Raw genomic sequence first — 23,370 nt, 5'->3', positions numbered from 1 at the left:
CCCGACCGAGGCCGACAAATCCCGTTGAAGACCCGAAGTCAGTCAGTCGGTGGGTCAGACCTCGGCGGGAGGTGCTCACAAACATCATCTCTGTCTGTCGGGGGCGGGATCAGCCGGATCAGCGCGATGCCGACCAGGGCGGGGATCCACCGGTGCCACATCGGCACGGTGTCGGTGTGGTCGGCGCTGTAGCGGACGCCGGTGTTCCCGGTCAGCAGCAGCCAGAGCGCGGCGAGGCCGATGAGCGCCAGACCGACCACGAGGACCAGGCGTCCGGCGCGGGGATGACGGCGGGCGGTGGATACGGCGGTCGTCATCGCCGGCACGGTACCAACGCGGCGCGACCGGACCGTCTCCGGCGAGGCTCAGCCCTTGAGCGGGTCGTGGCCCCAGTTCATCAGCGACCAGCGCCACTTGGTGTCCCGGACGTCGCCGGACGGGCGCTGGGCGAGGTGACGGTGCACGTACCCGATCACCTTGCGCATGTGCTTGTAGTCGGCGGCGGTGAGCTGGTCGCGCTTGCGGCGCAGCAGGTCCACGATCTTGCGGCCGGAGTCGTGCCCGACCGACTCGCCGCCGGAGGTGCCAGGCTTGTGCCAGCCGACGTGCTTGGACTCGTCGGTCTCCAGCCAGCGGGTCAGCTCGGCGGGCTTCATGTTCACCGCGTCGGTGAACTCCCGGTACGTCTGCTGCGGGTCCTCACTGCGGCTCATCGCGCAGCACCTCCGGTCGGTGGGCGGCCATGCCGCCCGGTTACCCGAGGCCGGAGACGAGTAACAGGTCGTCTGCGGTCAGTGACGGATCTCGGCGACCGGCAGCTTGAGCACGAAGGGCTCGGTCAGCTCGATCACCTCGCTGCCGTCGGCGACCAGCTCGTACTGGCGCTCACCGCCCGGCCCGATGCGGTCACCGAGGCGGTACGCGTAGAGGTGCACCGGGTCCTGCTCGATCCGCCAGTAGAACGGGATGCCGGCGGCGGCGTACTCGCCGGGCTTGGCGAACCGGTCGACCCGCCGGGTGCCCGGGGAGACGATCTCGACGGCGAGCACGACGTCGGCCGGCCGCAGCCGGGACCTGTCGGTCGGCAGCCCGGCATGGTGCAGCAGCACGTCCGGCTGCCGGCTGGTGTTCGGGCTGAGCCCGACACCGACTGCTTGTGCGACGCGCAGTTGGGCCGGTGCGTGGGTCCGTAGCCACAGGCTCAGCAGGAACGAGACGTCTTGGTGGCCCAGGGTGGGGGAGGGTGTCACCTGGATTACTCCGTCGACGAGTTCGACGCGGGGGGCGTCGTCCGGCAGGGTGAGCAGGTCCTCCAGCGTGTAGTCCGCACGCTGCTGCCGCATCGGGTCCGGACACCATGGGCCAGGTGATGTCGGGATGGGCTCGGCGCTCATGCGGCGAGCGTACCGCCGCGTGGCGTCACCGACGTCGCACCGGAGGTGCGACGCGCTCAGCCGGCCGGCTTCTCGGCGACGAAGATGGCGGTGCCGGGGAAGAGTCGGCCGCGCAGCGGGCTCCACTGGCCCCAGATCCCCTCGTGCCCGGCCGGCCACTCCGGCTCCACCAGGTCGAGCAGGCGGAAGCCGGCGCCGACCAGTTCCCGGATCCGGTCGCCGAGTGTGCGGTGCTGCTCCACGTAGCTGGCCACGCCGTGCGCGTCCTGCTCGACGTAGGGGGAGCGGTCGAAGTACGAGTGCACGGCGGTCAGCCCGCCTTCGCCGGGGTCGTCGAGGAAGATCCAGCGCATCGGGTGGGTGACCGAGAAGACCCACCGGCCGCCGGGGCGCAGCACCCGCGCCACCTCGCGCATCGCCGCCGCCGAGTCGTCCACGAACGGGATCGCGCCGAACGCGGTGCAGACGGTGTCGAAGGCGGCGTCGGCGAACGGCAGCGCCAGCGCGTCGGCCTGGACCAGCGGCACGCGTACCCCGGTCCGGTCGGCGGCGTCGGCGGCGTGCCGCAACATGCCGGCGGACAGGTCCAGGGCGACCGGCCGGGCGCCCTCGGCGGCGAGCCAGCGGGCGGCGGCGGCCGCGCCGGCGCCGAGTTCGAGGATCCGCCGGCCGGTGACGTCGCCGAGCAGCCGGGCGTCGGCCTCGCGCAGCCCCTCCGGGCACCAGACGAAGTCGACGTCGCCGAGGAACGTGCCGTGCTCGGCCTGGTAGGCGTCGGCGTCGGTGTCCCACCAGCCGCGGTTGGCGCGGCGGATCTCGGCGGCGCCGACCCGCCGGCGGGTCACCCTGTCGTCGTCCACCCGTTCACGCTATGGCCGGCGGCGGCGGACGGTGCGATCGGGTCCGGCGTGTTGCCGGTGGGACGGATGTGACGGACGAGACAGCAGTGGCCCCTTACCGCGCGAAATCTCCGCTTTCGCAGCCGGTGCGCTCGCACGGACCCGGGAGGGCTTGCACGCTGTGGTAATGCAGCGGGTAGGCTAGACGATGCGCTCGCGGATCGTGTGCCTCGGCAGGGAGCAGGTGCGCGGTCACCGGAGCCACTAATGATCTTCTCGCGTCGATCGTTCGGTGTGCCCGGCGGCGGATCCGTTGGCGCGGAAGAGTCACCGCGACACCCATGCCCGCTGTGACAACCCATCCGACCGGAGCAACCGCCCACATGACGAGCAGCATCGAGGCCACCTCGAGCGCCAACAAGGTCACGCACGACGATCTCGGCTCTGAGGAAGCTTTCCTCGCCGCTATCGACGAGACCATCAAGTACTTCAACGACGGCGACATTGTCGAAGGCACCGTCGTCAAGGTCGATCGGGACGAGGTCCTGCTCGACATCGGCTACAAGACCGAGGGCGTGATCCCCTCTCGGGAGCTGTCGATCAAGCACGACGTGGACCCGGCCGAGGTGGTTTCGGTCGGCGACCACATCGAGGCCCTCGTCCTCCAGAAGGAGGACAAGGAGGGTCGGCTGATCCTCTCCAAGAAGCGGGCGCAGTACGAGCGGGCCTGGGGCACGATCGAGAAGATCAAGGACGAGGACGGCGTCGTCCGCGGCTCGGTCATCGAGGTCGTCAAGGGTGGTCTCATCCTCGACATCGGCCTGCGCGGCTTCCTGCCCGCGTCGCTGGTCGAGATGCGGCGGGTGCGTGACCTGCAGCCGTACGTCGGCCGCGAGCTCGAAGCCAAGATCATCGAGCTGGACAAGAACCGCAACAACGTGGTCCTGTCCCGCCGTGCCTGGCTGGAGCAGACGCAGTCCGAGGTGCGCACCGAGTTCCTCAACAAGCTGCAGAAGGGCCAGGTCCGCAAGGGCGTCGTCTCGTCGATCGTCAACTTCGGCGCGTTCGTCGACCTGGGCGGCGTGGACGGCCTCGTGCACGTCTCCGAGCTGTCCTGGAAGCACATCGACCACCCGTCCGAGGTCGTCGAGGTCGGCCAGGAGGTCGAGGTCGAGGTCCTGGACGTCGACCTGGACCGCGAGCGGGTCTCGCTGTCGCTGAAGGCGACCCAGGAGGACCCGTGGCGTCAGTTCGCCCGCACCCACGCGATCCAGCAGATCGTGCCGGGTAAGGTCACCAAGCTGGTGCCGTTCGGCGCGTTCGTCCGGGTGGACGACGGCATCGAGGGCCTGGTCCACATCTCCGAGCTGGCCGAGCGCCACGTGGAGATCCCGGAGCAGGTCGTGCAGGTCGGCTCCGAGGTCATGGTCAAGGTCATCGACATCGACCTGGAGCGCCGCCGGATCTCGCTGTCGCTCAAGCAGGCCAACGAGGGCTTCGTCGAGGGCGAGGAGCACTTCGACCCGACCCTCTACGGCATGGCTGCCACGTACGACAACGAGGGCAACTACATCTACCCGGAGGGCTTCGACCCGGAGACGGGCGAGTGGCTCGAGGGCTACGACAAGCAGCGGGAGACCTGGGAGAACCAGTACGCCGAGGCGCGTCAGCGTTGGGAGGCCCACACCAAGCAGGTGCAGACCTCCCGCGCCGCCGACGCCGAGGCCGCTGCCAACCCGGCTCCGGCCACCAGCGCGTCGACCTCCACCTCCTCCTCGACCTCGTCGGCCCCGAGCCGTCAGGCCGAGGAGCCGGCCGGCACGCTGGCCACCGACGAGGCGCTCGCCGCGCTGCGCGAGAAGCTCGCCGGCGGCAAGTGACAGGTCGCTGACGCCGGTCCGTCCGTAGCGACGAACCAGCTCTGACGACGGGCCCCGTCCCCGCGTTCCGCACCAGCGGAGCGTCGGGGGCGGGGCCCGCTGTCGTTCCCGGGCCGGCGAGCCCGGTTTGGCGCAGGCACGGTGATCGGGTTGACTGTCCCGATGCTGAAGGTGGGGCTGACGGGCGGGATCGGGTCCGGCAAGAGCGCTGTCGCGAGCCGCCTCGCGGCGCTCGGCGCGGTGGTCGTCGACTCCGACCGGATCGCCCGCGAGATCGTCGCCCCGGGCACCGAAGGGCTGGCCGAGGTGGTCGCCGCGTTCTCCGACCGGGTCCTCGGCCCCGACGGAGCGCTGGACCGCGCCGCCCTGGGCGCGTTGGTCTTCGCCGACGAGTCGGCGCGCCGCCGGCTGGAGGCGATCACCCACCCCCGGGTACGCGCGCGTGCGGCCGAGCTGGTCGCCGCCGCGCCCGCCGACGCGGTCGTGGTCAACGACGTGCCGCTGCTGGTCGAGGTGGGACTCGCGCCGACGTACCACCTGGTGCTCGTGGTGCAGACGGCCGTGCCGACCCGGTTGGCGCGGCTGTCGCGCGACCGGGGGATGGATCCGGCCGAGGCCGAGCGGCGGATCGCCGCGCAGGCCGACGACGCCCGCCGGCGGGCGGCGGCGGACGTGGTGCTCACCAACGACGGCACGCTCGCCGACCTGCACGGCGCGGTGGACCACCTGTGGCACGACCGGCTGCTGCCCTACGAGCGCAACGTCCGCGAGCGGCGCGCGGTGCGTCCCGACCGGTCGACGCTCGCCGAGCCGGACCTGACCTGGGCCGAGCAGTACGCCCGGCTGGCCGCCCGGATCCGGCACGCGGCCGGCGGCGACCTCCGGGTCGACCACGTCGGCTCCACCGCGGTGCCCGGGCTGACCGCGCCGGACGTCGTCGACGTCCAGCTCACCGTGCCCTCGTTGGCCGAGGCGGACGGTCCGCTCGCCGACCGGTTGGCCGAGGCGGGCTTTCCCCGGCTGCCCGGCGAGTGGTGGGACGCCCCGCGCCGGCCCGACCACGGGCACTGGGCGAAGCGGGTGCACGCCGGCGCCGACCCCGGCCGCCCGGTGGTCGTCCACCTGCGGGTGGCCGGTTCGTCCGGCTGGCGCCACGCGTTGCTGATGCGCGACCACCTGCGGGCCGACCCGGCACGCCGGGCCGCGTATCTGCAGGTCAAGCGCGATCTGATGGCGGCCGCGCCGGAGAGCGCCGAGCAGGGCACGCTCACCGACCCGTGGTTCGACGAGGAGCGCCTGCGGGCCGAGGAGTGGGCCGCGCAGACCGGCTGGCGGCCCTGACCGGCGGCGGTCAGGACGCCGCCGCGGGGCCGGGGGAGAGGTCGAGGCGGAGCCACACGCCCCGCCCGGTGCGCAGCTCCACCCGGTGCGGCAGCCCGGTCCGGTCGAACCACCAGCGCAGGCCGCCGGGCACCTCGACGACGTCGACCGCGCGGTCGGCGACCTGGTCCTCTCGGATCCGGGTCGCCGGCCCGCCCGGCGGGTGGACGCCGGCCCGCAGCGTCGCGGAGAGCAGGCGGTCCACCTCGTCGCCGGGCGCCTGCGGCGCGGGATCGTCCGGGTGGGACACCACACCGGTGCGGACCTCGCGCCGGGTGCGCCGGCCGGTGTCCTCGTCGGTCACGGTGAGGGAGGCCGAGGACGTCGCCCAGCTCAGCGTGCCGACGCCGGCGAGGTTGACGGACGGGCCGAGCGGGGCGGCCACGGACACCGCCGCCACGCCGGTGGCCCGGAGACGCGCGGGCAGCCGGGCCAGCCGGTCGGCCTCCTCGTCGGTCAGCGGCCGGGGTTGGCCGGGCCGGCCGCCGAGCGCGTCCACCGGGTGCGTGGCCGGCCGGTCCGCACGCACCAGGTCGACCGCGACCGCCGTGCCGTCGGGCAGCCGGCCGGTGAGCCGGTGCAGGCGGGCGTCCTGGTCGAGCCAGAGCGTCGGCCAGTCGCCGGTCGGGGTGGCCAGCGGCGCCCGGAGCACGTCCACGGGTACGCCGGCGACGCTCTCCCGGCGCAGCCAGCGGCCGTCCCGCCCGGCCGGGTCGACCCGGTCCGCGCCGAGTCCGAGCAGCAGGTCGCGGACCGCGTCCAGGCCGTACCCGGACACCGGCTCGCGAAGCCGCCACCGGTCCTGCGGCGGCACCAGCGGGGGGCGCGCGGGGGTGGGCAGCGCGGTCGCGTCGGGGCGTACCAGCAGCGCCGACGCGGTGGCCTGGACGAGGCCCCGGTCGGCTCCCGCGCCGGGACCGCCGACGTCCAGGTAGACCAGCGGCCGGGCCCAGTCGACCCAGCCGAGCAGGTCGGTGCGGTCCGGGCCGGTGCCGACGGTGACCCGGACGCCGGCCCGGACGTCCCGCAGGTCGGTGACCCGCAGCGCGGCCACCCGGTCCGCCTCGGCCGCGCTCAGCGGGCGCTCCGCGTCGGCCGGGCCGGGCCGCGTCGGCCCGCCGGGCAGGCCGGTGACCAGGACGGTCGCCGACGCGGCGGCGGCCACCACGAGCGCGGCGAGCACGACCCGGCGGCGGGTCGGGCGTTCCGGCTGGTCGTCCGCGCCGTCCAGCTCGGTGCCGCCGCCCGGCGCGGCGGTCGGGGAACGGCCGGTGGCGGGATCGACGCGCCGGCGCCGACCGGTGGCCGGGCGGGCCGGGGTGTTGGTGCGGCCGCGACGGTGACCCCGGCCCGGTTCGCGGGGGACCGGCTGGTCGCCGCCGCCGCGTGCGGTGGGCCGGTGCGGGCGTCCTCCGGTGTGCTGCCGCGCCGGCTCCGGCGCCCCGCCGGGCGCGTGGTCGCGCCGCGGCCGGCGATCGGGAGAGGTCCCCACGAGTGGTGAACGCGACTGAGGGGTTCCGGGTGACGTGGCAGGGGCGCTCGCGGCGGCCGGTGAGCGCCTCAGCGCAACCACCGTGGGGCGCGCACGCCGGTCGTCCCGGGTGCTGCGGCCCCTGGCGCCGGGGGCGGCCGGGCCCCGTGAGGGGCGGCCACCGGCCCGGTCGGCCGCCGCGAGCGGCCTACGGTACGAGGGTAGTCCGGTGAGATGAGCCACACAATGGGAATATCGAAGCCGGTCAGGGACGGTCCGTGGTCGTGCCGGAAGTGTCGGACCGCGGGCGTACCGTTGGTGTCATGGCGCTCGACATTCCCCGGCTCGACGGTCGTTTCCAGGTCGTCAGCGATTTCCAGCCGGCCGGCGACCAGCCGGCGGCCATCGACGACCTTGAGCGTCGCGTGCGCCGCGGCGACCGCAACACGGTGCTGCTCGGCGCGACCGGCACCGGCAAGAGCGCCACCACTGCGTGGCTGGTCGAGCGGTTGCAGCGGCCCACCCTGGTGCTCGCGCCCAACAAGACCCTCGCCGCGCAGCTGGCCAAGGAGTTCAGCGAGCTGCTGCCGCACAACGCGGTCGAATACTTCGTCTCCTACTACGACTACTACCAGCCCGAGGCCTACATCCCGCAGACCGACACCTACATCGAGAAGGACTCCTCGATCAACGAGGAGGTCGAGCGGCTGCGGCACTCGGCCACGATGTCGCTGCTCACCCGGCGTGACGTGATCGTGGTCGCGACCGTGTCGGCGATCTACGGCCTGGGCACGCCTGAGGAATATCTCGACCGCGCCGTGCGCGTCGCGGTGGGGCAGGAGCTGGACCGCGACCAGTTGCTGCGCCGGCTGGTCGACATCCAGTACACCCGCAACGACATGGCCTTCCAGCGCGGCACCTTCCGGGTCCGCGGCGACACGCTGGAGATCATCCCGGCCTACGAGGAACTGGCCGTCCGGATCGAGCTGTTCGGCGACGAGATCGAGAAGCTCTACTACCTCAACCCGTTGACCGGTGACGTGGTCCGTGAGGTGGACAGCCTGGTGATCTTCCCGGCGACGCACTACGCGGCCGGCCCGGAGCGCATGGAGCGGGCGATCCGCGACATCGAGGCCGAGCTGGCCGAGCGGCTGGCCGAGCTGGAGCGGCAGGGCAAGCTGCTGGAGGCGCAGCGGCTGCGGATGCGCACCACCTACGACATCGAGATGATGCGGCAGGTCGGTTTCTGCTCCGGCATCGAGAACTACTCCATGCACATGGACGGCCGGCTCCCCGGCAGCCCGCCGCACTGCCTGCTCGACTACTTCCCCGACGACTTCCTCACCGTGGTCGACGAGTCGCACGTGACGATCCCGCAGATCGGCGGGATGTACGAGGGCGACGCCTCCCGCAAGCGGATGCTGATCGACCACGGCTTCCGGCTGCCCAGCGCCGCCGACAACCGGCCGCTGCGCTTCGACGAATACCTGGAACGGGTGGGCCAGTCGGTCTTCCTTTCCGCCACCCCCGGCCCGTGGGAGCTGGAGCAGGCCCAGGGCGAGTTCGTCGAGCAGGTGATCCGGCCGACCGGCCTGATCGACCCCGAGGTGGTGGTGAAGCCGACCAAGGGGCAGATCGACGACCTCATGCACGAGATCAAGCTGCGCACCGAGCGCGACGAGCGGGTGCTGGTCACCACGCTGACCAAGAAGATGGCCGAGGATCTCTCCGACTATCTCCTGGAGAACGGCATCCGGGTGCGTTACCTGCACTCCGAGGTGGACACGCTGCGCCGGGTCGAGTTGCTGAGCGAGCTGCGCAAGGGCGACTACGACGTGCTGGTCGGCATCAACCTGCTCCGGGAGGGCCTCGACCTGCCCGAGGTCTCCCTGGTGGCGATCCTCGACGCCGACAAGGAGGGCTTCCTGCGCAGCGGCCGGTCGCTGATCCAGACCATCGGTCGCGCGGCCCGCAACGTCTCCGGCCAGGTCCACATGTACGCCGACAAGATCACCCCGTCGATGGCGTCCGCGATCGACGAGACGAACCGGCGTCGGGCCAAGCAGATCGCGCACAACGAGGCGAACGGGATCAGCCCGGAGCCGCTGCGCAAGAAGATCCACGACATCCTCGACGACATCTACCGCGAGGCGGAGGACACCGAGAGCACCACCGTCGGCGGCGCCGCGCGGCAGCTCTCCCGAGGCAAGGCGCCGGTCAAGGAGACCCGCAGTCGGGGCGGCCGGGGCGGTCCGACGACCCCGTCGCGCGAGGGGATGGCCCGGGCCGACCTGGCCAACCTCATCCAGGAGCTCAACGACCAGATGCTGGCCGCCGCGCGGGAGCTGCAGTTCGAGCTGGCCGCGCGCATCCGCGACGAGGTCGCCGACCTCAAGAAGGAACTGCGGGGGATGGACGCGGCCGGGGTGCGGTGACGAGCGCCTGTCGCTCTGCGCGAGCGAGGTATTGCCGTGCGTGATGGTCATGCGTACGCTCCCACCGGGAGGCGCGCATGGCGTTGTCAGCAAGTCCTGTGGTGCGGCGGGTGCGGCTCGGCGTGGAGCTGCGCCGACTGCGTCGCCGTGAGTCGCTCACGCTCGAACAGGTCTGCACCCGTCTGGGCTGGGCCTCCACGTCGAAGCTGTCCCGCATCGAGCTGGGGCAGAGCCGACCCGACCTGGCCGACGTCCTCGACCTGCTCGACGTCTACGAGGTGCCGTCGCACCAACGCGACGACCTGATCGTCATCGCGCGCGACGCCGCCACCGGGCGCGGCTGGTCCAAGGCGCTGGGCGAGATGGGTGAGCGGCAGCGGGCGTACGCGGAACTGGAGGCGGGCGCCGAACGCATCGTGGAATACCAACCGGCGCTCGTGCCCGGCCTGCTGCAGACCCCGGCGTACGCCCGGCTGCGGGTCACGGCCGGCGCGTCGCTGGCCGGTGAGGTGGACGTCGATGCCGACGTGCGGGCCCGGGCCGTGCGTCAGGAGCTGCTGGTCCGGCCGGATCCCCCGCACTACACCGCGCTGCTCGACGAGCGGGCGTGCGAGCCCAACGGCCTGCCGGCCGAGGTGTGGCGGGAGCAGGTGCGGCACCTGCTGGCGCTGGCCGAGCGGTCGCACGTGACGATCCGGGTGCTGCCCCGCGGCCCCTCGTCCGGCGACGACCTGCACCCGCTGGCGCCGTTCTCCTACTACGCCTATCCCGACCCGGACGACCCGCGCACCGTGCTGGTGGAGACGCTCACCACCGACCTGCGGCTGGTCGCCGAGGCCGACGTGGCGCGCTACGAGCAGGTGATCGAGCGGCTGCTCGCGGCGGCGCTGTCGGAGGAGGCGACGGTCGAGCTGCTGACCCGCCGGCTCGGTGCCCCGGCGGTGCCCCGGCAGCGCGACCCGCACGCGCTGGAGTGAGGTCGTCGCGCGCCCACCGGGCCCGGCGCCCCCGATGCCCGCCGGGACCGGTGGCCGCGCGTCGGGCGCAGGCTACGTGAGGGGTACGACAGTTCAGGCGGGCACGTCGACGAAGTGCTCGACGAGCGGCGGGCCGGCGAAGTGGGGCCCGATCAGCCCGCGCCACCGCCCGAACCGCTCGGTCTGCCGGAAGTTCGCGTCGTGCGCCTCGACCGAGTCCCACTCGACGAGCAGCACGAACCGGGTGGGCGACTCCACCCCGCGGGTCATCCGCACCGAGCGGCAGCCCTCGCTGCCGGCGAGGATCGGCCGCGCCTCCGCGTAGGCGGCGGCGAAGTCGTCCTCGTGCCCGGGCGTCACGTCGATCAGTGCGACCTCAAGAACCATGCCCGAAGCCTCCCATGCCGGCGGTCCACCGGTACGCTCCGGGTGCGCTCGGGGGAGGACATCATGCTCGACTGGCTGACCGGCACCGCGTTCACCGTGTGGGGCACCGGCACCACCTGGGCCGAACTGCTCGGCTTCGTCACCGGCGTGGTAAACGTCTGGCTGGTCGCCCGCCAGCACATCGCGAACTGGCCGATCGGCATCGCCAACGTGCTGCTGCTGATGGTGCTGTTCTGGACCGCCGGCCTGTACGCCGACGCCGGGTTGCAGATCGTCTACGTGGCGCTCGGCGTCTACGGCTGGTGGCACTGGCTGTTCGGCGGTGAGCGGCGCGGCCGGCTCACGGTGGCCCGCACCGGCCGGCGCGAGTGGTGGGCGCTGGGCGCGGCCGGGCTGCTGCTCACCGCCGGGCTGTGGGCGTTCCTGGACCGGGCCACCGACTCCACCGTCCCGTTGGCCGACGCGGTCACCACCGCGCTGTCGCTGCTGGCCACCTACGGCCAGACCCGCAAGCTGGTGGAGAGCTGGTGGCTGTGGATCGCCGCCGACCTGATCTACATCCCGCTCTACGCGTACAAGGGGCTCTGGCTGACCGGCGGTCTCTACCTGATCTTCCTGGCCCTGTGCGTGGTCGGCCTGCGGGCGTGGCGGGCGGACCTGCGCCGGCGGGCGACGGCCGCGCCGGTGCCGCCCGGACCGGCGCCGGTCGCCGCGTGAGCGTGGCCGGGCCGCGGCGGTTCCGGCACGGGCTGGTGGTCGGCAAGTTCTATCCACCGCACGCCGGGCACCACGCGCTCGTCGAGGCCGCCGCGGCCCGGTGCGCGGCGGTCACCGTGGTGGTGGCGCCGTCCCGGCGGGAGTCGATCCCGCTGGAGCTGCGGCTGGACTGGCTGCGCGAGGTGCACGCCGGCACGCCGTGGGTGCGGTTCGTGGGCCGGCACGACGACCACCCGGTCGACTACGCCGACCCGGCGGTCTGGGACCTGCACTGCGCGGTGTTCGCCGACGCGCTCGGCGGGGCGTCGGTGGACGCGGTCTTCTCCTCCGAGGCGTACGGCGCGGAGTTGGCCCGCCGGTTCGCGGCGGTCGCGGTCGACGTGGATCCGCGCCGGGCGGCGGTGCCGGTCTCCGGGACCGCCGTACGGGCGGACCCGGCGGCGCACTGGCGGTGGTTGAGCCCGCCGGTGCGGGCGTGGCTGGTCCGGCGGGTGGTCGTGGTCGGCGCCGAGTCCACCGGCACCACGACCATGGCGCGGGCGCTCGCCGGGCACTACCGCACCGCCTGGGTACCGGAGTACGGCCGGGAACTGACCGAACGCAAGCTCGCCACGTTGCGCCGGTCCCGGCCGGACGCGACGGTCTTCGACGTCACCTGGGATCGGGGCGACTTCGTCGAGGTGGTGCGCGAGCAGCAGGCCGCCGAGGACGCGGCGGCGCGGGTGAGCGGGCCGTTGCTGTTCGGCGACACCGACGCCCGCGCGACCGCGGTCTGGGAGGAGCGCTACCTCGGTTCGGCGAGCGACGAGGTACGCGCGGCCGCCCGACGTCCGGCGCTCTATCTGCTCACCGACCACGAGGGAGTGCCCTTCGCGGACGACGGCCTGCGCGACGGCGGACACCTGCGCGCCTGGATGACCGACCGGTTCCGCGCGGAGCTGGCCGGGCTCGGGGTGCCGGTCGTCGAGCTGCGGGGGACCCACGAGGAGCGGATGGCCGTCGCGACCGCCGCGTGCGACGCCCTGCTCGCCGCCGGCTGGTCCTTCGCCGACCCGCTGCTCCCCGCCGACCCGGTGTCGTCCGTCGGTCCCGTGCCGTCCGACCGCGCGTGATCCGGCGCCGCCCGGCAGACCTCCGGCCCGGGAGACCGTGAGTCGGTCGCCGACCGGCAACGGTCGACGCGGTGGCGGGCCCCGGGGATCCTGACGGCGGTCGTGTGCCGGCGGCAGTCGACGCGACGGCGGGCCTGGAGCAGGCCCGTGCCGTGTCCCGATCATGTTCCGGCGACGTCCTGCCGGCCGTCGGGCGTGTCGTGGCCGGAAAAGAAGGCCGACCGCTAGCGATATGCCTCTCAGTCATAAATATGACCAGGAGGTATGTCGCTCGCAAGGCGTGGTGTCGCCTGCGCCGCGTTCCGGATGCGGAACGCGGCTAGTCTCCTAGGTTGCTCTGGCAAACGTGAGACCGGGCACGTGGGAACACCGGATCGGCGCCCGGAGATGCGCTACCCGGGTGCGATGGTGAACAATGGCGGCCGAGGAGGGGAGTATTCCCCCGCGACGGAGTCGTCAGCACGGAAGAGCGCCAGCACCCCCGGTGGCTCGACCCGGCTCCGTCGGTCGGAGCCCGCACGGGCCCCGGCGGAAGAGACCTCCGACAGTCACCACAGTCAGCGTCGACGCACCCCGGCTCCACACCCGGCGTACGGTGTGCCCGACGCTGCGTGTCTGCCGGAGGATGGATTTGAACGTGTCCGCATTGGTGTGGGCGGTAACCCTGACCGCGATGATCGCGGTCCTGCTGGCCGACCTGTTCATCATCGGTCGACGCCCGCACGAGCCCAGCGTCCGTGAGTCCAGCCTCTGGGTCGGCTTCTACGTCGCGCTGGCCCTGCTCTTCGGCGTGGTGCTCTGGCTGACCGCCGGGGCGAGCGTGGCCGGGCAGTTCTACACCGGTTGGCTCACCGAGTACAGCCTCTCGGTCGACAACCTCTTCGTCTTCGTGATCATCATGGCCCGCTTCGGGGTGCCCCGGCAGTACCAGCAGAAGGTGCTGCTCATCGGCATCCTGCTGGCGCTCGTCATGCGGGGCGGGTTCATCGCCGCCGGCGCCGCGCTGATCGCCCAGTTCTCCTGGGTCTTCTACATCTTCGGCGCGTTCCTGATCTACACGGCGGTCAACCTGGCCCGTCAGGGCGAGCCGGACGAGGACGAGTTCAGCGAGAACGTGCTGATCCGGTGGAGCCGCAAGGCGCTGCCGCTGTCCCGCGACTTCGACGGGGCGCGGATGACCACCCGGGAGAACGGGCGCCGGCTGTTCACCCCGATGCTGATCGTGATGATCGCGATCGGCACCACCGACCTCATCTTCGCGCTCGACTCGATCCCGGCGATCTTCGGCATCACCCAGGAGCCCTACCTGGTCTTCACCGCCAACGTGTTCGCGCTGATGGGGCTGCGGCAGCTCTACTTCCTGCTGGGCGGCCTGCTGGACCGGCTCATCTACCTCAGCTACGGGCTGGCCGTGGTGCTCGGCTTCATCGGCGTCAAGCTGGTCCTGGAGGCGCTCGCCGACAACAACCTGCCGTTCATCAACGGCGGCGAGCACGTGGGCTGGGCGCCGCACATCCCGATCTGGCTCTCGCTGACCGTCATCCTCGGCACGCTGGCCGTGGCCACGGCGGCGAGCCTGGTCAAGTCGTCGCGGGACCGGCGCCGGGAGTTGGCCGAGGCGCGTCGCTGACCGCGTCGGGTGTCCGGGGCCGTGCGGCCCCGGACACCGAGGGCTCAGACCCGGTGCGCGCCGACCAGGGTGGCGACCCGGGCCGCGGGTAGTTCCTCCTCGACCACCCGGCGGGTGAGATAGCACGCGTGCAGCATCCGCCGCCGGCCGCCGTGCGGCTCGGCCGAGACGATGCCGACGTGGTGGATGCGTCGGCCCGGGCGGGCGAAGAAATAGAGGTCGCCGGGGCGCTCGTCGTCAAGCGCCAGCGGGGTGGTCGCCTCGGCCTGGTCGTCGGCGTCGCGGGGCAGCGTCACGCCGTACCGCCGCCAGGCCAGGTGGACCAGCCCGGAGCAGTCGATGCCGTCGGTGGAGAGGCCGCCCCAGATGTAGCGCAGGTCGCGCAGCCGCTCGGCGACGGCCAGCACCTCCTTGGCCTCGGGTCGCTCGGCGGGCACCGGCACGAGGTCGCCCTCGGGGGCCCAGAGCGGGGCCGCCGGGCCGGGCGCCCGGACCGGCCGCCAGCCGTCCACCGGCCGTCCGGCGGAGGCGAGGTGGGTGCCCAGGACCACTCCGGAGAGCGCCGGGGGTCCGTCCGCCGCCTCGTGCAGCGTGGCGCGGCGGACGTCGACGACGAGCGCGAGCGCGGGCGCGGGCGGCCCGGTGTCGGCGGGCGCGGCCAGGTGGGCGGCGCGCATCCAGCCCGGATAGCCGCGGGGGTCCAACTTGGCGGCTGGCTGCCCGAGGGCGACGACCCGGACCCAGCCGTCCGGCCCGGTCGCGGTGACCAGCACCGGCTCGTCGAGCAGCAGTTGGGTCAGCACGCAGTCGCCGACCTGCTGGTCGTGGTCCATCCCGGCGGTCCAGGCGGCGACGTCGGGGGAGTCGCGCAGCGCGGGCTCGTCGATCGGGCGGACCGCGTCGGGGTCTGTCCACAGGGTCGCCACCGGAACCCGCACGACGGCCCGGTGGCCCGGCTGAGGCGCCATCCGCACCCCTCCTCCCACACTCCTGTGGGCGACCCTATGAAAAAATCCAACGACACTCAACCACGGCGCTGAACTTTAGCTTCACTCACGTCGGCGACGCCGAGCCCGGGCGCGTCCGGCAGCAGCACGTGCGCGTCCTCGTACCGGATGCCGCCGGCGACCGGCGACCAGGCGAGCCACCAGGCGGCGTCGAGGTCCGACACGGCCGTGGTGCCCTGGGCGGCGACCAGGCTGGCGGCCGCGCCCACGCCGATCGGTCCCTCCATCATCGAACCGACGATCGTGCCCATCCCGTGTGCGGCGGCCAGGTCCAGCAGCGTGCGGGCCGCCTGCAGGCCGCCGCACTTGGCGAGCTTCACGTTGACCATGTCGGCCGCCCGGCGCCGGATCACCTCGACCAGGTCACGCACGTCGAACACCGACTCGTCGGCGAGGATCGGCACCTCCACCCGGTCGCTGACCCAGGCCAGCCCGTCCAGGTCGCGGCGGTGCACCGGCTGCTCGACCAGCTCGACGTCGAGGCCGGCGTCGACGATGCCCCGGATCACCCGGACCGCCTCGCGCGGCGTCCAGCCCTGGTTGGCGTCCAGCCGGATCCGCACGTCCGGGCCGACCGCGGCGCGCACCGCGCGGACCCGGTCCAGGTCGCCGCGGGCGTCGGTGCCGACCTTGAGCTTGAGCACGGTGAACCCCTCGGCGCGCCGCCGGCCGGCCGCCGTGGCCAGGTCGACCGCCTCGCCGGCGGCCAGCGTGACGTCCGTCGGCACGCGCAGCGTCGTGCCGCCGAGCAACCGCACCAGGGGTACGCCGAGCCGCCGCGCCGCCAGGTCGTGCAGCGCCACGTCGACGGCCGCCTTCGCGGACTCGTTGCCGACCACCGCGCGGCGCACCTGCGCGCAGCGGGCCTGGAGGTCGTCGGGGTCGCGGCCGGCCAGCAGCGGCGCGAGCAGTTCGCGGACGCACGCCTCGGCGCCGCCGATCGACGCGCCGGTGACCTGCCAGACCTGCGGGGCCTCGCCGAAGCCCGAGCGGCCGTCGCTGTCGACCACCTCGACGACGAGCGTCTCCACCGTGGTGGTGCTGCGCAGCGCGGTGACGAACGGGGTGTGTAAGGGGGCCGAGAGCCGGTGGGTGCGTACCGCGGCGATCGTCATGTGGGGCACCCTATAGGCAACTGGTGGCGAGCAGGGGAGGGCCGATGACCGGGCGGGACTGGGAGCTGGTGGGCGCGCCGAACGCGCGTGACCTGGGCGGGTTGCCGACCGTCGACGGGCGGCGGGTTCGCGCCGGTCGGCTGGTCCGCACCGCGGCGCTGGGGCGGCTCACCGACGAGGACCTGCCGGTGCTGGCCAAGCTCGGCCCGGCGTGCGTGGTGGACCTGCGCGCGGTGCAGGAGCAGGAGGTGGCCCCGCCGGACCGGCTGGTGGGCGAGCCACGCGTCGTGCACCTGCCGGTCTACGACGCGGCCCACCCGGTGTTCACCTACGTCTCGGCCGTGGTGCAGGGGCACGACCTGGGCGCGTACGCGGAGTTGGCCCGCGAGGGGATGCCCGGGGCGATGACCGCGATCTACCGCTGGTTCGTCACCGGTGAGCCGGCGCGGGCCGGGTTCGGTGAGGCGGTGCGGCTGGCCGCGGACGGCGCGAACCTGCCGCTGCTGTTCCACTGCTCGGCCGGCAAGGACCGGACCGGCTGGTTGTCGGTGGTGTTGCTGACCGCGCTGGGGGTGCCGGAGCCGGCGATCCGGGCCGACTACCTGCGGCACAACGAGTTGACCGAGAGCCTGCGCGAGGTGCTGTTGACGGCGATGACGCGGCGGCGACCGGATCTCGACCCGGCGGTGGCCCGGCCGCTGCTGGAGGTGCGCCCGGAGTACCTGGACGCCGCCTACGACGAGGTGCGCCGGGTGCACGGGTCGTTCGACGCGTACCTGCGCGACGGTCTGGGGGTGACCGACGAGGTGCGGGCCGCGTTGCGGGAGCGGTTGCTGGAGTAGTCAGTCGGCCAGTTCGTGCCGGGCGGCCCACACCTGGGCGGAGACGTGCGCGATGAGCCGGCAGGCGTCGTCCTCGACCTGCTCACCGTCCGCGCCGCCGTCGGCCAGGTCGGTGGTCGTGCACACCACGATCTGGTACGGCGGCGCGTCGTCCGGGAACACCACGCCGGCGCCGTGGCGGACGCCGCGTACCCAGCCGTTCTTGTGCGCGACGCGGGTGCCGTCGGGCAGCCCGGCGGCCAGGTCCTCGCGGTGTTCCTGGGCGGCGAGCACGTCGAGCATGGCGGCGCAGCCGGCCGGTGAGGCGAGCGGGCCGGGCCGGGTCGCCCCCCGCGTCAGCTCGCCGAGCAGGGCTGCCAGGTCGGCGGCGGTGACCAGGTTGTCGACGCCGGCGTCTCGGGCGGCGAAGTCCTCGATGCCGCGGCCGGTGACGCTGTGCCGTGCGCCGGCCAGCTCCCACGCCCGGGCGACGGCGGGCAGCCCGACCTGGCCGATGCAGAGGTTGGTGGCCAGGTTGCTGGACCGGATGATCATCCGTTCGGCGAGCCAGCGCAGTGGCGCGGCGCCGCCGACGCGCTCCCAGACCGCCTCGTCGTTGTCGTAGTCGCGGGCGTTGGCGAAGCGGGGCGCGCCGGGCAGCGCGGAGTCGAACGAGTTGCGCACCGGCACCGGCGCGTCGAGGTCGAGCCGGCCGGCCTCGGCGGCGCGGTGCAGCGCCACCAGCACGGCGACCTTCATGGTGCTCGCCGCGTAGTGGGTGGCGTCGGCCCGCCGGGTCCAGGTCGGCCGGGCGCCGGGACGCCCCACGTACGCGGAGACGGTGCCGGGGACCCTGTCCAGGTGTGCGTCGAGTTCGGCCCAGGTCATGCAGGTGACCGTAGCGGATCTTCGTGGCGGGCGCGGGGCTGCGGCGGCGCTGTCGCCGGGTCTAGCGTGCGGGCATGACGACTCCCCTGTACGACGACATCGCCGACTGGTACGAGGAGTACGCCGAGGTCGGTTCGGCGACCTACATGGACCGGGTCCGGTCGGTGCTGGCGGAGCTGCTGGGCGACGGCCCGGGGCGGTGCCTGGACCTGTGTTGCGGCACCGGGGCGCACGCCGCCGAGTTGCGCCGGCTGGGCTGGACACCGGTGGGGGTGGACCTGTCCGGGGGGCAGCTCCGGCATGCCCGGTCCCGGCTGCCGGTGGCCCGCGCCGACGCGACCGCGCTGCCGCTTGCCGACGGCGTGGTGCCGGCCGCGGTCTGCCTGCTGGCGCACACCGACATGCCGGACTATCCGGCGGCGGTCGCGGAGCTGGCCCGGGTGCTGGCGCCGGGCGGCCGGCTGGTGCACGTCGGGCTGCATCCGTGCTTCTGCGGCGCGTTCGCCGACCGGTCCGACCAGGAGCGGATCGTGATCGACGGTGGTTACGCCGAGCGGGAGCGCACGGTCCGGTCGTGGAACTCCGCAGGCGTGCGGGCCCGGGTGGGCGCCTGGCACCTGCCGCTGGCGGACCTGCTGACCGCCGTGGCCGCCGCCGGCCTGGTGCTCGACCGGGTGGTCGAGTCCGGCTCCGGCCCGATTCCCGACGTCCTGGCCCTGACCGCCACCAAACCCCACTGACCCCCCTTCGAGCGTCGATCATGAAGTTGGCGGCGAACTCGATCTCCAAATCGACCGTCAACTTCATGATCGACGGGGGAAAGGGTGGAGCCCGGTCCGCCGAGGGCGGGCCGGGCTCCGGGTGAGCGGGGTGGGTCAGCCGGCGTGCTTGCGGCGGGCGGCGGCCCGGCCGCGCTGCTGCTGGTCCAGCACCACCTTGCGGATGCGCACCGCGGTCGGGGTGACCTCGACGCACTCGTCCTCGCGGCAGAACTCCAGCGCCTGCTCCAGCGACAGCTTGCGCGGCGGGATCAGCTTCTCGGTCTCGTCGGAGGTCGACGCCCGCATGTTGGTGAGCTTCTTCTCCTTGGTGATGTTGACGTCCATGTCGTCGGAGCGGGAGTTCTCCCCGACGATCATGCCCTCGTACACCTCGGTGGTCGGCTCGACGAAGAGCTGGCCGCGCTCCTGCAGGTTGATCATGGCGAACGAGGTGACCGCGCCGGCCCGGTCGGCGACCAGCGACCCGTTCTGGCGGGTCCGCAGCTCGCCGAACCACGGCTCGTACGACTCGAAGACGTGGTGCAGGATGCCGGTGCCCCGGGTGTCGGTGAGGAACTCGGTGCGGAAGCCGATCAGGCCGCGCGCCGGGACCAGCCACTCCATCCGGATCCAGCCGGTGCCGTGGTTGACCAGCTGCTCCATCCGGCCCTTGCGGGTGGCCAGGAGCTGGGTGATCGCGCCCAGGTACTCCTCGGGGGAGTCGATGGTCAGCCGCTCGACCGGCTCGCAAGTCTTCCCGTCGATCTCCCGGGTGACCACCTGCGGCTTGCCGACGGTCAGCTCGTAGGACTCGCGGCGCATCTGCTCCACCAGGATGGCCAGCGCCAGCTCGCCGCGGCCCTGCACCTCCCAGGCGTCCGGGCGCTCGGTGGGCAGGACCCGCAGCGAGACGTTGCCGACCAGCTCCTTGTCCAGCCGGTCCTTGACCATCCGGGCGGTGACCTTGGCGCCCTTGACCCGGCCGACAAGCGGCGAGGTGTTGGTGCCGATGGTCATCGAGATGGCCGGCTCGTCCACCGTGATCAGCGGCAGCGGGATCGGGTTCTCGGCGTCGGCGAGGGTCTCGCCGATCATGATCTCCGGGATGCCGGCGACGGCGATGATGTCGCCCGGACCGGCGGACTCGGCGGGCTTGCGCTCCAGGCCCTCGGTCATCAGCAGCTCGGAGATGCGGACCCGCTGGGTGCTGCCGTCGGTGCGGCACCAGGCCACGGTCTGGCCCTTGCTGATCGTGCCCTGCCGGACCCGGCACAGCGCGAGCCGGCCCAGGAACGGCGAGGCGTCGAGGTTGGTGACGTGCGCCTGAAGCGGCGCGTCCTCCTCGAACGCGGGCGCCGGGATGGTGTCCAGCAGGGTGCGGAACAGCGGCTCCAGGCTGGTGCTGTCGTCCGGGACCGCGCCGTCGGCCGGCTGGGTCAGCGAGGCGATGCCGTCGCGGGCGCAGGCGTAGACGATCGGGAAGTCGATCTGCTCCTCGTCGGCGTCCAGGTCGAGGAAGAGCTCGTAGGTGTCGTCCACGACCTCCTTGATCCGGGCGTCCGGGCGGTCCACCTTGTTGATCACCAGGATGATCGGCATTCGGGCGCGCAGCGCCTTGCGGAGCACGAACCGGGTCTGCGGCAGGGGGCCCTCGCTGGCGTCGACCAGCAGCACCACGCCGTCGACCATGGTCAGGCCGCGCTCGACCTCACCACCGAAGTCGGCGTGGCCGGGGGTGTCGATGATGTTGATGGTGACCGGATCGCCGTCCGCCGGCAGGTATCGCACGCCGGTGTTCTTGGCGAGGATGGTGATGCCCTTCTCCCGCTCGAGGTCCATCGAGTCCATGACCCGCTCGGTGTCCTCGCCGCGGGCGCCGTAGGCGCCGGCCTGCCGCAACATGGCGTCGACCAGGGTCGTCTTGCCGTGGTCGACGTGGGCGATGATGGCGACGTTGCGGAGGTCGGTGCGAAGCTGCATACCCTCCATACTCCTGTCTGCGGTTGCCGGGGCGCGCCTCGGGGTCACCCCGAGATGGCCCGGATCTGTGTCGAAAGTGCTGGGCCGACCGGTGCAGCGACTGGCATGCTGGCTCCCGTGCGGGGTGCCGAATGCCTGACCTGCTGAACTGGCTGCAGGGGCTGCCGCCCCTGCTGATCTACCTGATCGCCGCGACGATCGTCGCGGGTGAGACCGCGGTGATCTTCGGGCTGCTGGTGCCGGGCGAGGCGACCCTGCTGCTGGTCGGCTTCCTAGCGTACGCGGGGACGCTACGGCTCGCCCCCGCGCTGCTGGCCATGACGGCCGCCGCCGTGATCGGAGACACACTCGCCTACCGCGCCGGGCGGCGGTACGGGCCACGACTGCGCGCCTCCGGGCTCGGGGCCCGGATCGGGCCGCACCGGTGGCGGCGTGCCGAGGAGTTGCTGGACCGCCTCGGCGGGCGGGGCGTGCTGGCCGCGCGCTGGATCGCGTTCGCCCGGACGCTGGCGCCCCGGCTGGCCGGTGGGGGTGGGTTGCCGTACCGGCGGTTCGCGCCGTGGAACCTGGCCGGGGTGGTGAGCTGGGTCGGTGCCTCGGTGCTGGCCGGCTACCTGGCCGGCGAGTCGTACGAGCGGGTGTCGAAACTGCTGGGGCGGGCCACCGGCGCGGTGCTGGTGCTGCTGGTGTGCCTGCTCGGCGTGGTGCTCGCCGGCCGCTGGCTGGGGCGTAACCCGGATCCGGTGCGGGCGCTGGCGGTCCGCGCCGCCGCGCTGCCGCCGCTGCGCTGGCTGCGGTCCCGCTACGGGGTGCTGTTCTTCCTGGTCGGGATGCGGGTCGGCCCGGTCTGGACGCTGTTGATCAACCTGGCGCTCGGGCTGGCGCTGCTGTTCGCCCTGGGGCTGGGGGTGGCCGCGTTGCTGGCGGCGGTGGTCCGGCACAGCGGCCTCGGGGTGCTCGACGGGCTGGCCGCCGACTGGTTCGCCGCCCGGCGTACCCGAGGGGTGGCCGACGCGGCCCTGGGCGCGGTGTCGGTGTTGCGCGGCTGGGTGCTGATCACCGCGGTGGCCGTGGTGGCGGCGGTGGTCGCCAGGCGGCAGCGGCCCTGGCGCGCCGACCTGCTCGGTGTGGTCGGCACGGTCGGCGCCGCCGTGCCGCTGGTGCTGCTGGTGCTGGTCACCGACCTGACCGGCCCGGGCGGCCCGGACCGGGCGCGGGACCTGTTCCCGGGCCAGAACGCGGTGGTGACGGCGAGCTTCGGCACGCTGGCGTGGCTGCTGGCGCGCGGGGCGCGGTGGCCGGTCGCGGTGGCCGTCTGGACGGTCGCCTCGGCCGGCGTGGTCGCGGCCGCCGGGGCCCGGCTCTATCTGGGCTGGAGCACGGTCACCGGCACCGCCTCGTCGGTGCTGCTCGGCGCCGCGTGGACCACCGTGTTCGTGGTCGCGTGGGCGACCCGGGAGCGGGTGGCGGTCACCGGCCCAGCGGTCGCCGCCGGCGCGCACCCGCTCGCCGCCGCCCGGTCCGGCCCGACCACCGGCCGCGAGGGGGCCGGCCCGGAGGTCGGGGACGCCGGTGCGGCCGGGGCGGAGCCGGGGGAGGGCCCGCCGCGGCCCCGGGAGCGCCGGCCGACGTCGCGGGGACCACGCTGACCCGTCGATGCCTGTTAGGGTGCGCCGACGGAACCACGGGGAGGTTCGATGCGGCGAGGAGTCGGCCGGTTGGCCGCGGCTGCGGTGGTGGCGCTGCTGGCGGCGGGGGCGGTGACCGGGTGCGGCGACGAGGAGCCACCGGTGCGGGGGGTGGCGGCGGAGCTGCCCACCGCCGCGCCGGTCGAGGATCCCGCGGCGGAGGAGCCGGCCGACGCGCCGAGCGAGGAGCCACCGGGGGTCGAGGCGATGGGCGGGCGGCCCAGCCCGTCGGCGTCGGCGAGCGCGAAGCCCCGGCCGAAGCCGTCGCGCACGTCCACCGCGCCGCTGGCGCGGCCGAAGCCGCCGACCGAGACCCGGGTGCCGCCGGCGCCGAAGCCGCCGGCCAGCGGCTGCAAGCCGAGCTACAAGGGCACCAAGGCAAGTCGTGGTCAGGTGAAGCAGGCGCTCGCCGACGCCGCGGCGCGCACCTACTGGCCCACCTCGGCGCCGGACATCCGCATCCCGTCGGCCCTGATGAAGGCCACCGCCTGGCAGGAGAGCGGCTGGCAGTCGAACATCTACGCCTGCGACACAGGCGTCGGGCTGATGCAGGTCATGCCGGCCACCGCCGAGTGGATGAACCAGCGGTTCGAGCAGTCCTACGACGTCGACGACTATCGGGACAACGCCTACCTGGGCGGCACCTACCTGGCGTGGCTGACCAAGTACATCGGTGACATGTACTTCGAGTCGGACTACCGGCTCGACGCCTCGCTGTGCTCCGCCGAGTTGAACTCCTGCCTGCTCAACGCCGTGATCTCGGCGTATAACTTCGGGCACGCCGCGGTGGCCCGGGAGGGGAAGCCGCTGGCCGTCCCCAACCCGCAGTACGTCTACAACGTGCGTGAGCTGATGACCAGCTGCGAGTGCCTGGCGTTCTGACTCCGA

At 73.4% G+C, this 23,370-nt stretch carries 20 protein-coding genes and 1 pseudogene; 11 read left to right on the top strand and 10 right to left on the bottom strand.

The window, feature by feature from the left end; all coding sequences use genetic code 11:
* Positions 1 to 38 precede the first annotated feature (38 nt).
* The 4 genes and pseudogenes from ACIA5A_RS28555 to ACIA5A_RS28540 all read right to left on the bottom strand — a co-directional run bounded on the left by ACIA5A_RS28555 (position 39) and on the right by ACIA5A_RS28540 (position 2,254).
* Positions 39 to 317 carry a hypothetical protein gene (locus tag ACIA5A_RS28555; protein ID WP_396767523.1) on the bottom strand — a complete coding sequence of 93 codons (279 nt, stop codon included), beginning with the start codon at positions 315 to 317 and terminating at the stop codon, positions 39 to 41.
* A gap of 51 nt (positions 318 to 368) precedes the next feature.
* A pseudogene (locus ACIA5A_RS28550) lies at positions 369 to 713 on the bottom strand (DUF3140 domain-containing protein); the annotation flags it as partial.
* Positions 714 to 791: 78 nt separating this feature from the next.
* Complete coding sequence (locus ACIA5A_RS28545) at positions 792 to 1,343, bottom strand: Uma2 family endonuclease (RefSeq protein ID WP_396767522.1); 552 nt, start codon at positions 1,341 to 1,343, stop codon at positions 792 to 794.
* A 107-nt stretch (positions 1,344 to 1,450) separates the two neighbouring features.
* The gene (locus tag ACIA5A_RS28540; RefSeq protein WP_396767521.1) at positions 1,451 to 2,254 is read right to left on the bottom strand and encodes a class I SAM-dependent methyltransferase; all 804 of its coding nucleotides are present in this window, start codon (positions 2,252 to 2,254) and stop codon (positions 1,451 to 1,453) included.
* Positions 2,255 to 2,574: 320 nt separating this feature from the next.
* Here ACIA5A_RS28540 and rpsA point away from each other — a divergent pair, with 320 nt between their 5' ends.
* On the top strand, positions 2,575 to 4,113 hold the full coding sequence (gene rpsA, locus ACIA5A_RS28535; RefSeq protein WP_181569427.1) for a 30S ribosomal protein S1: 1,539 nt from the start codon (positions 2,575 to 2,577) through the stop codon (positions 4,111 to 4,113).
* 162 nt (positions 4,114 to 4,275) lie between these two features.
* On the top strand, positions 4,276 to 5,454 hold the full coding sequence (coaE, locus tag ACIA5A_RS28530) for a dephospho-CoA kinase (protein WP_396767520.1): 1,179 nt from the start codon (positions 4,276 to 4,278) through the stop codon (positions 5,452 to 5,454).
* A gap of 10 nt (positions 5,455 to 5,464) precedes the next feature.
* Here the strand turns inward: coaE and ACIA5A_RS28525 are convergent, their stop codons facing one another.
* Complete coding sequence (locus tag ACIA5A_RS28525; RefSeq protein WP_396767519.1) at positions 5,465 to 6,985, bottom strand: hypothetical protein; 1,521 nt, start codon at positions 6,983 to 6,985, stop codon at positions 5,465 to 5,467.
* A gap of 302 nt (positions 6,986 to 7,287) precedes the next feature.
* On the opposite strand from ACIA5A_RS28525, the gene uvrB reads away from it, so the two are divergent.
* Complete coding sequence (uvrB, locus tag ACIA5A_RS28520; RefSeq protein WP_396767518.1) at positions 7,288 to 9,399, top strand: excinuclease ABC subunit UvrB; 2,112 nt, start codon at positions 7,288 to 7,290, stop codon at positions 9,397 to 9,399.
* A 77-nt stretch (positions 9,400 to 9,476) separates the two neighbouring features.
* Positions 9,477 to 10,376, top strand: a complete 900-nt coding sequence (locus ACIA5A_RS28515; RefSeq protein WP_396767517.1) for a DUF5753 domain-containing protein — start codon at positions 9,477 to 9,479, stop codon at positions 10,374 to 10,376.
* 93 nt (positions 10,377 to 10,469) lie between these two features.
* Here ACIA5A_RS28515 and ACIA5A_RS28510 read toward each other — a convergent pair whose 3' ends face one another.
* A complete protein-coding gene (locus ACIA5A_RS28510) occupies positions 10,470 to 10,763 on the bottom strand; it encodes an antibiotic biosynthesis monooxygenase family protein (protein ID WP_396767516.1) in 294 nt (97 codons plus the stop codon).
* 63 nt (positions 10,764 to 10,826) lie between these two features.
* Here ACIA5A_RS28510 and pnuC point away from each other — a divergent pair, with 63 nt between their 5' ends.
* From pnuC to ACIA5A_RS28495, 3 genes are all read left to right on the top strand, one after another.
* Positions 10,827 to 11,480: a nicotinamide riboside transporter PnuC gene (pnuC, locus tag ACIA5A_RS28505; RefSeq protein WP_396767515.1), complete on the top strand. Its 654-nt coding sequence runs from the start codon at positions 10,827 to 10,829 to the stop codon at positions 11,478 to 11,480.
* On the top strand, positions 11,477 to 12,592 hold the full coding sequence (locus ACIA5A_RS28500; RefSeq protein ID WP_396767514.1) for an AAA family ATPase: 1,116 nt from the start codon (positions 11,477 to 11,479) through the stop codon (positions 12,590 to 12,592). The genes pnuC and ACIA5A_RS28500 overlap by 4 nt, the downstream gene beginning before the upstream one ends.
* A 631-nt stretch (positions 12,593 to 13,223) precedes the next feature.
* Positions 13,224 to 14,222 (top strand): TerC family protein, encoded by a 999-nt coding sequence (locus ACIA5A_RS28495; RefSeq protein ID WP_181569420.1) that lies wholly within the window; start codon positions 13,224 to 13,226, stop codon positions 14,220 to 14,222.
* Positions 14,223 to 14,266: 44 nt separating this feature from the next.
* On the opposite strand, the gene ACIA5A_RS28490 is transcribed toward ACIA5A_RS28495, so the two are convergent.
* Together ACIA5A_RS28490 and ACIA5A_RS28485 are read right to left on the bottom strand one after the other, a co-directional pair.
* A complete protein-coding gene (locus tag ACIA5A_RS28490; protein ID WP_396767513.1) occupies positions 14,267 to 15,190 on the bottom strand; it encodes an NlpC/P60 family protein in 924 nt (307 codons plus the stop codon).
* Positions 15,191 to 15,246: 56 nt separating this feature from the next.
* The gene (locus ACIA5A_RS28485; RefSeq protein WP_396767512.1) at positions 15,247 to 16,344 is read right to left on the bottom strand and encodes a mandelate racemase/muconate lactonizing enzyme family protein; all 1,098 of its coding nucleotides are present in this window, start codon (positions 16,342 to 16,344) and stop codon (positions 15,247 to 15,249) included.
* A gap of 44 nt (positions 16,345 to 16,388) precedes the next feature.
* Between ACIA5A_RS28485 and ACIA5A_RS28480 the strand changes: the two genes are divergently transcribed.
* Positions 16,389 to 17,186 (top strand): tyrosine-protein phosphatase, encoded by a 798-nt coding sequence (locus tag ACIA5A_RS28480; RefSeq protein WP_396767511.1) that lies wholly within the window; start codon positions 16,389 to 16,391, stop codon positions 17,184 to 17,186.
* Here the strand turns inward: ACIA5A_RS28480 and ACIA5A_RS28475 are convergent, their stop codons facing one another.
* A complete protein-coding gene (locus tag ACIA5A_RS28475) occupies positions 17,187 to 18,053 on the bottom strand; it encodes a serine hydrolase (protein WP_396767510.1) in 867 nt (288 codons plus the stop codon).
* A 74-nt stretch (positions 18,054 to 18,127) separates the two neighbouring features.
* Here ACIA5A_RS28475 and ACIA5A_RS28470 point away from each other — a divergent pair, with 74 nt between their 5' ends.
* Positions 18,128 to 18,793 (top strand): class I SAM-dependent methyltransferase, encoded by a 666-nt coding sequence (locus ACIA5A_RS28470; RefSeq protein ID WP_396767509.1) that lies wholly within the window; start codon positions 18,128 to 18,130, stop codon positions 18,791 to 18,793.
* Positions 18,794 to 18,928: 135 nt separating this feature from the next.
* Here ACIA5A_RS28470 and typA read toward each other — a convergent pair whose 3' ends face one another.
* Positions 18,929 to 20,794, bottom strand: coding sequence for a translational GTPase TypA (gene typA / locus ACIA5A_RS28465; RefSeq protein ID WP_396767508.1), 1,866 nt, complete (start codon positions 20,792 to 20,794; stop codon positions 18,929 to 18,931).
* Positions 20,795 to 20,925: 131 nt separating this feature from the next.
* Here typA and ACIA5A_RS28460 point away from each other — a divergent pair, with 131 nt between their 5' ends.
* Positions 20,926 to 22,443 (top strand): DedA family protein, encoded by a 1,518-nt coding sequence (locus tag ACIA5A_RS28460; protein WP_396767507.1) that lies wholly within the window; start codon positions 20,926 to 20,928, stop codon positions 22,441 to 22,443.
* A 48-nt stretch (positions 22,444 to 22,491) separates the two neighbouring features.
* On the top strand, positions 22,492 to 23,364 hold the full coding sequence (locus tag ACIA5A_RS28455) for a transglycosylase SLT domain-containing protein (protein WP_396767506.1): 873 nt from the start codon (positions 22,492 to 22,494) through the stop codon (positions 23,362 to 23,364).
* The last annotated feature ends 6 nt before the right edge of the window (positions 23,365 to 23,370 follow it).

It is taken from the genome of Micromonospora sp. NPDC051300 (assembly GCF_044455315.1).
GTDB lineage: Bacteria > Actinomycetota > Actinomycetes > Mycobacteriales > Micromonosporaceae > Micromonospora > Micromonospora robiginosa.
This window is presented reverse-complemented; position numbering and strand designations above follow the sequence as displayed.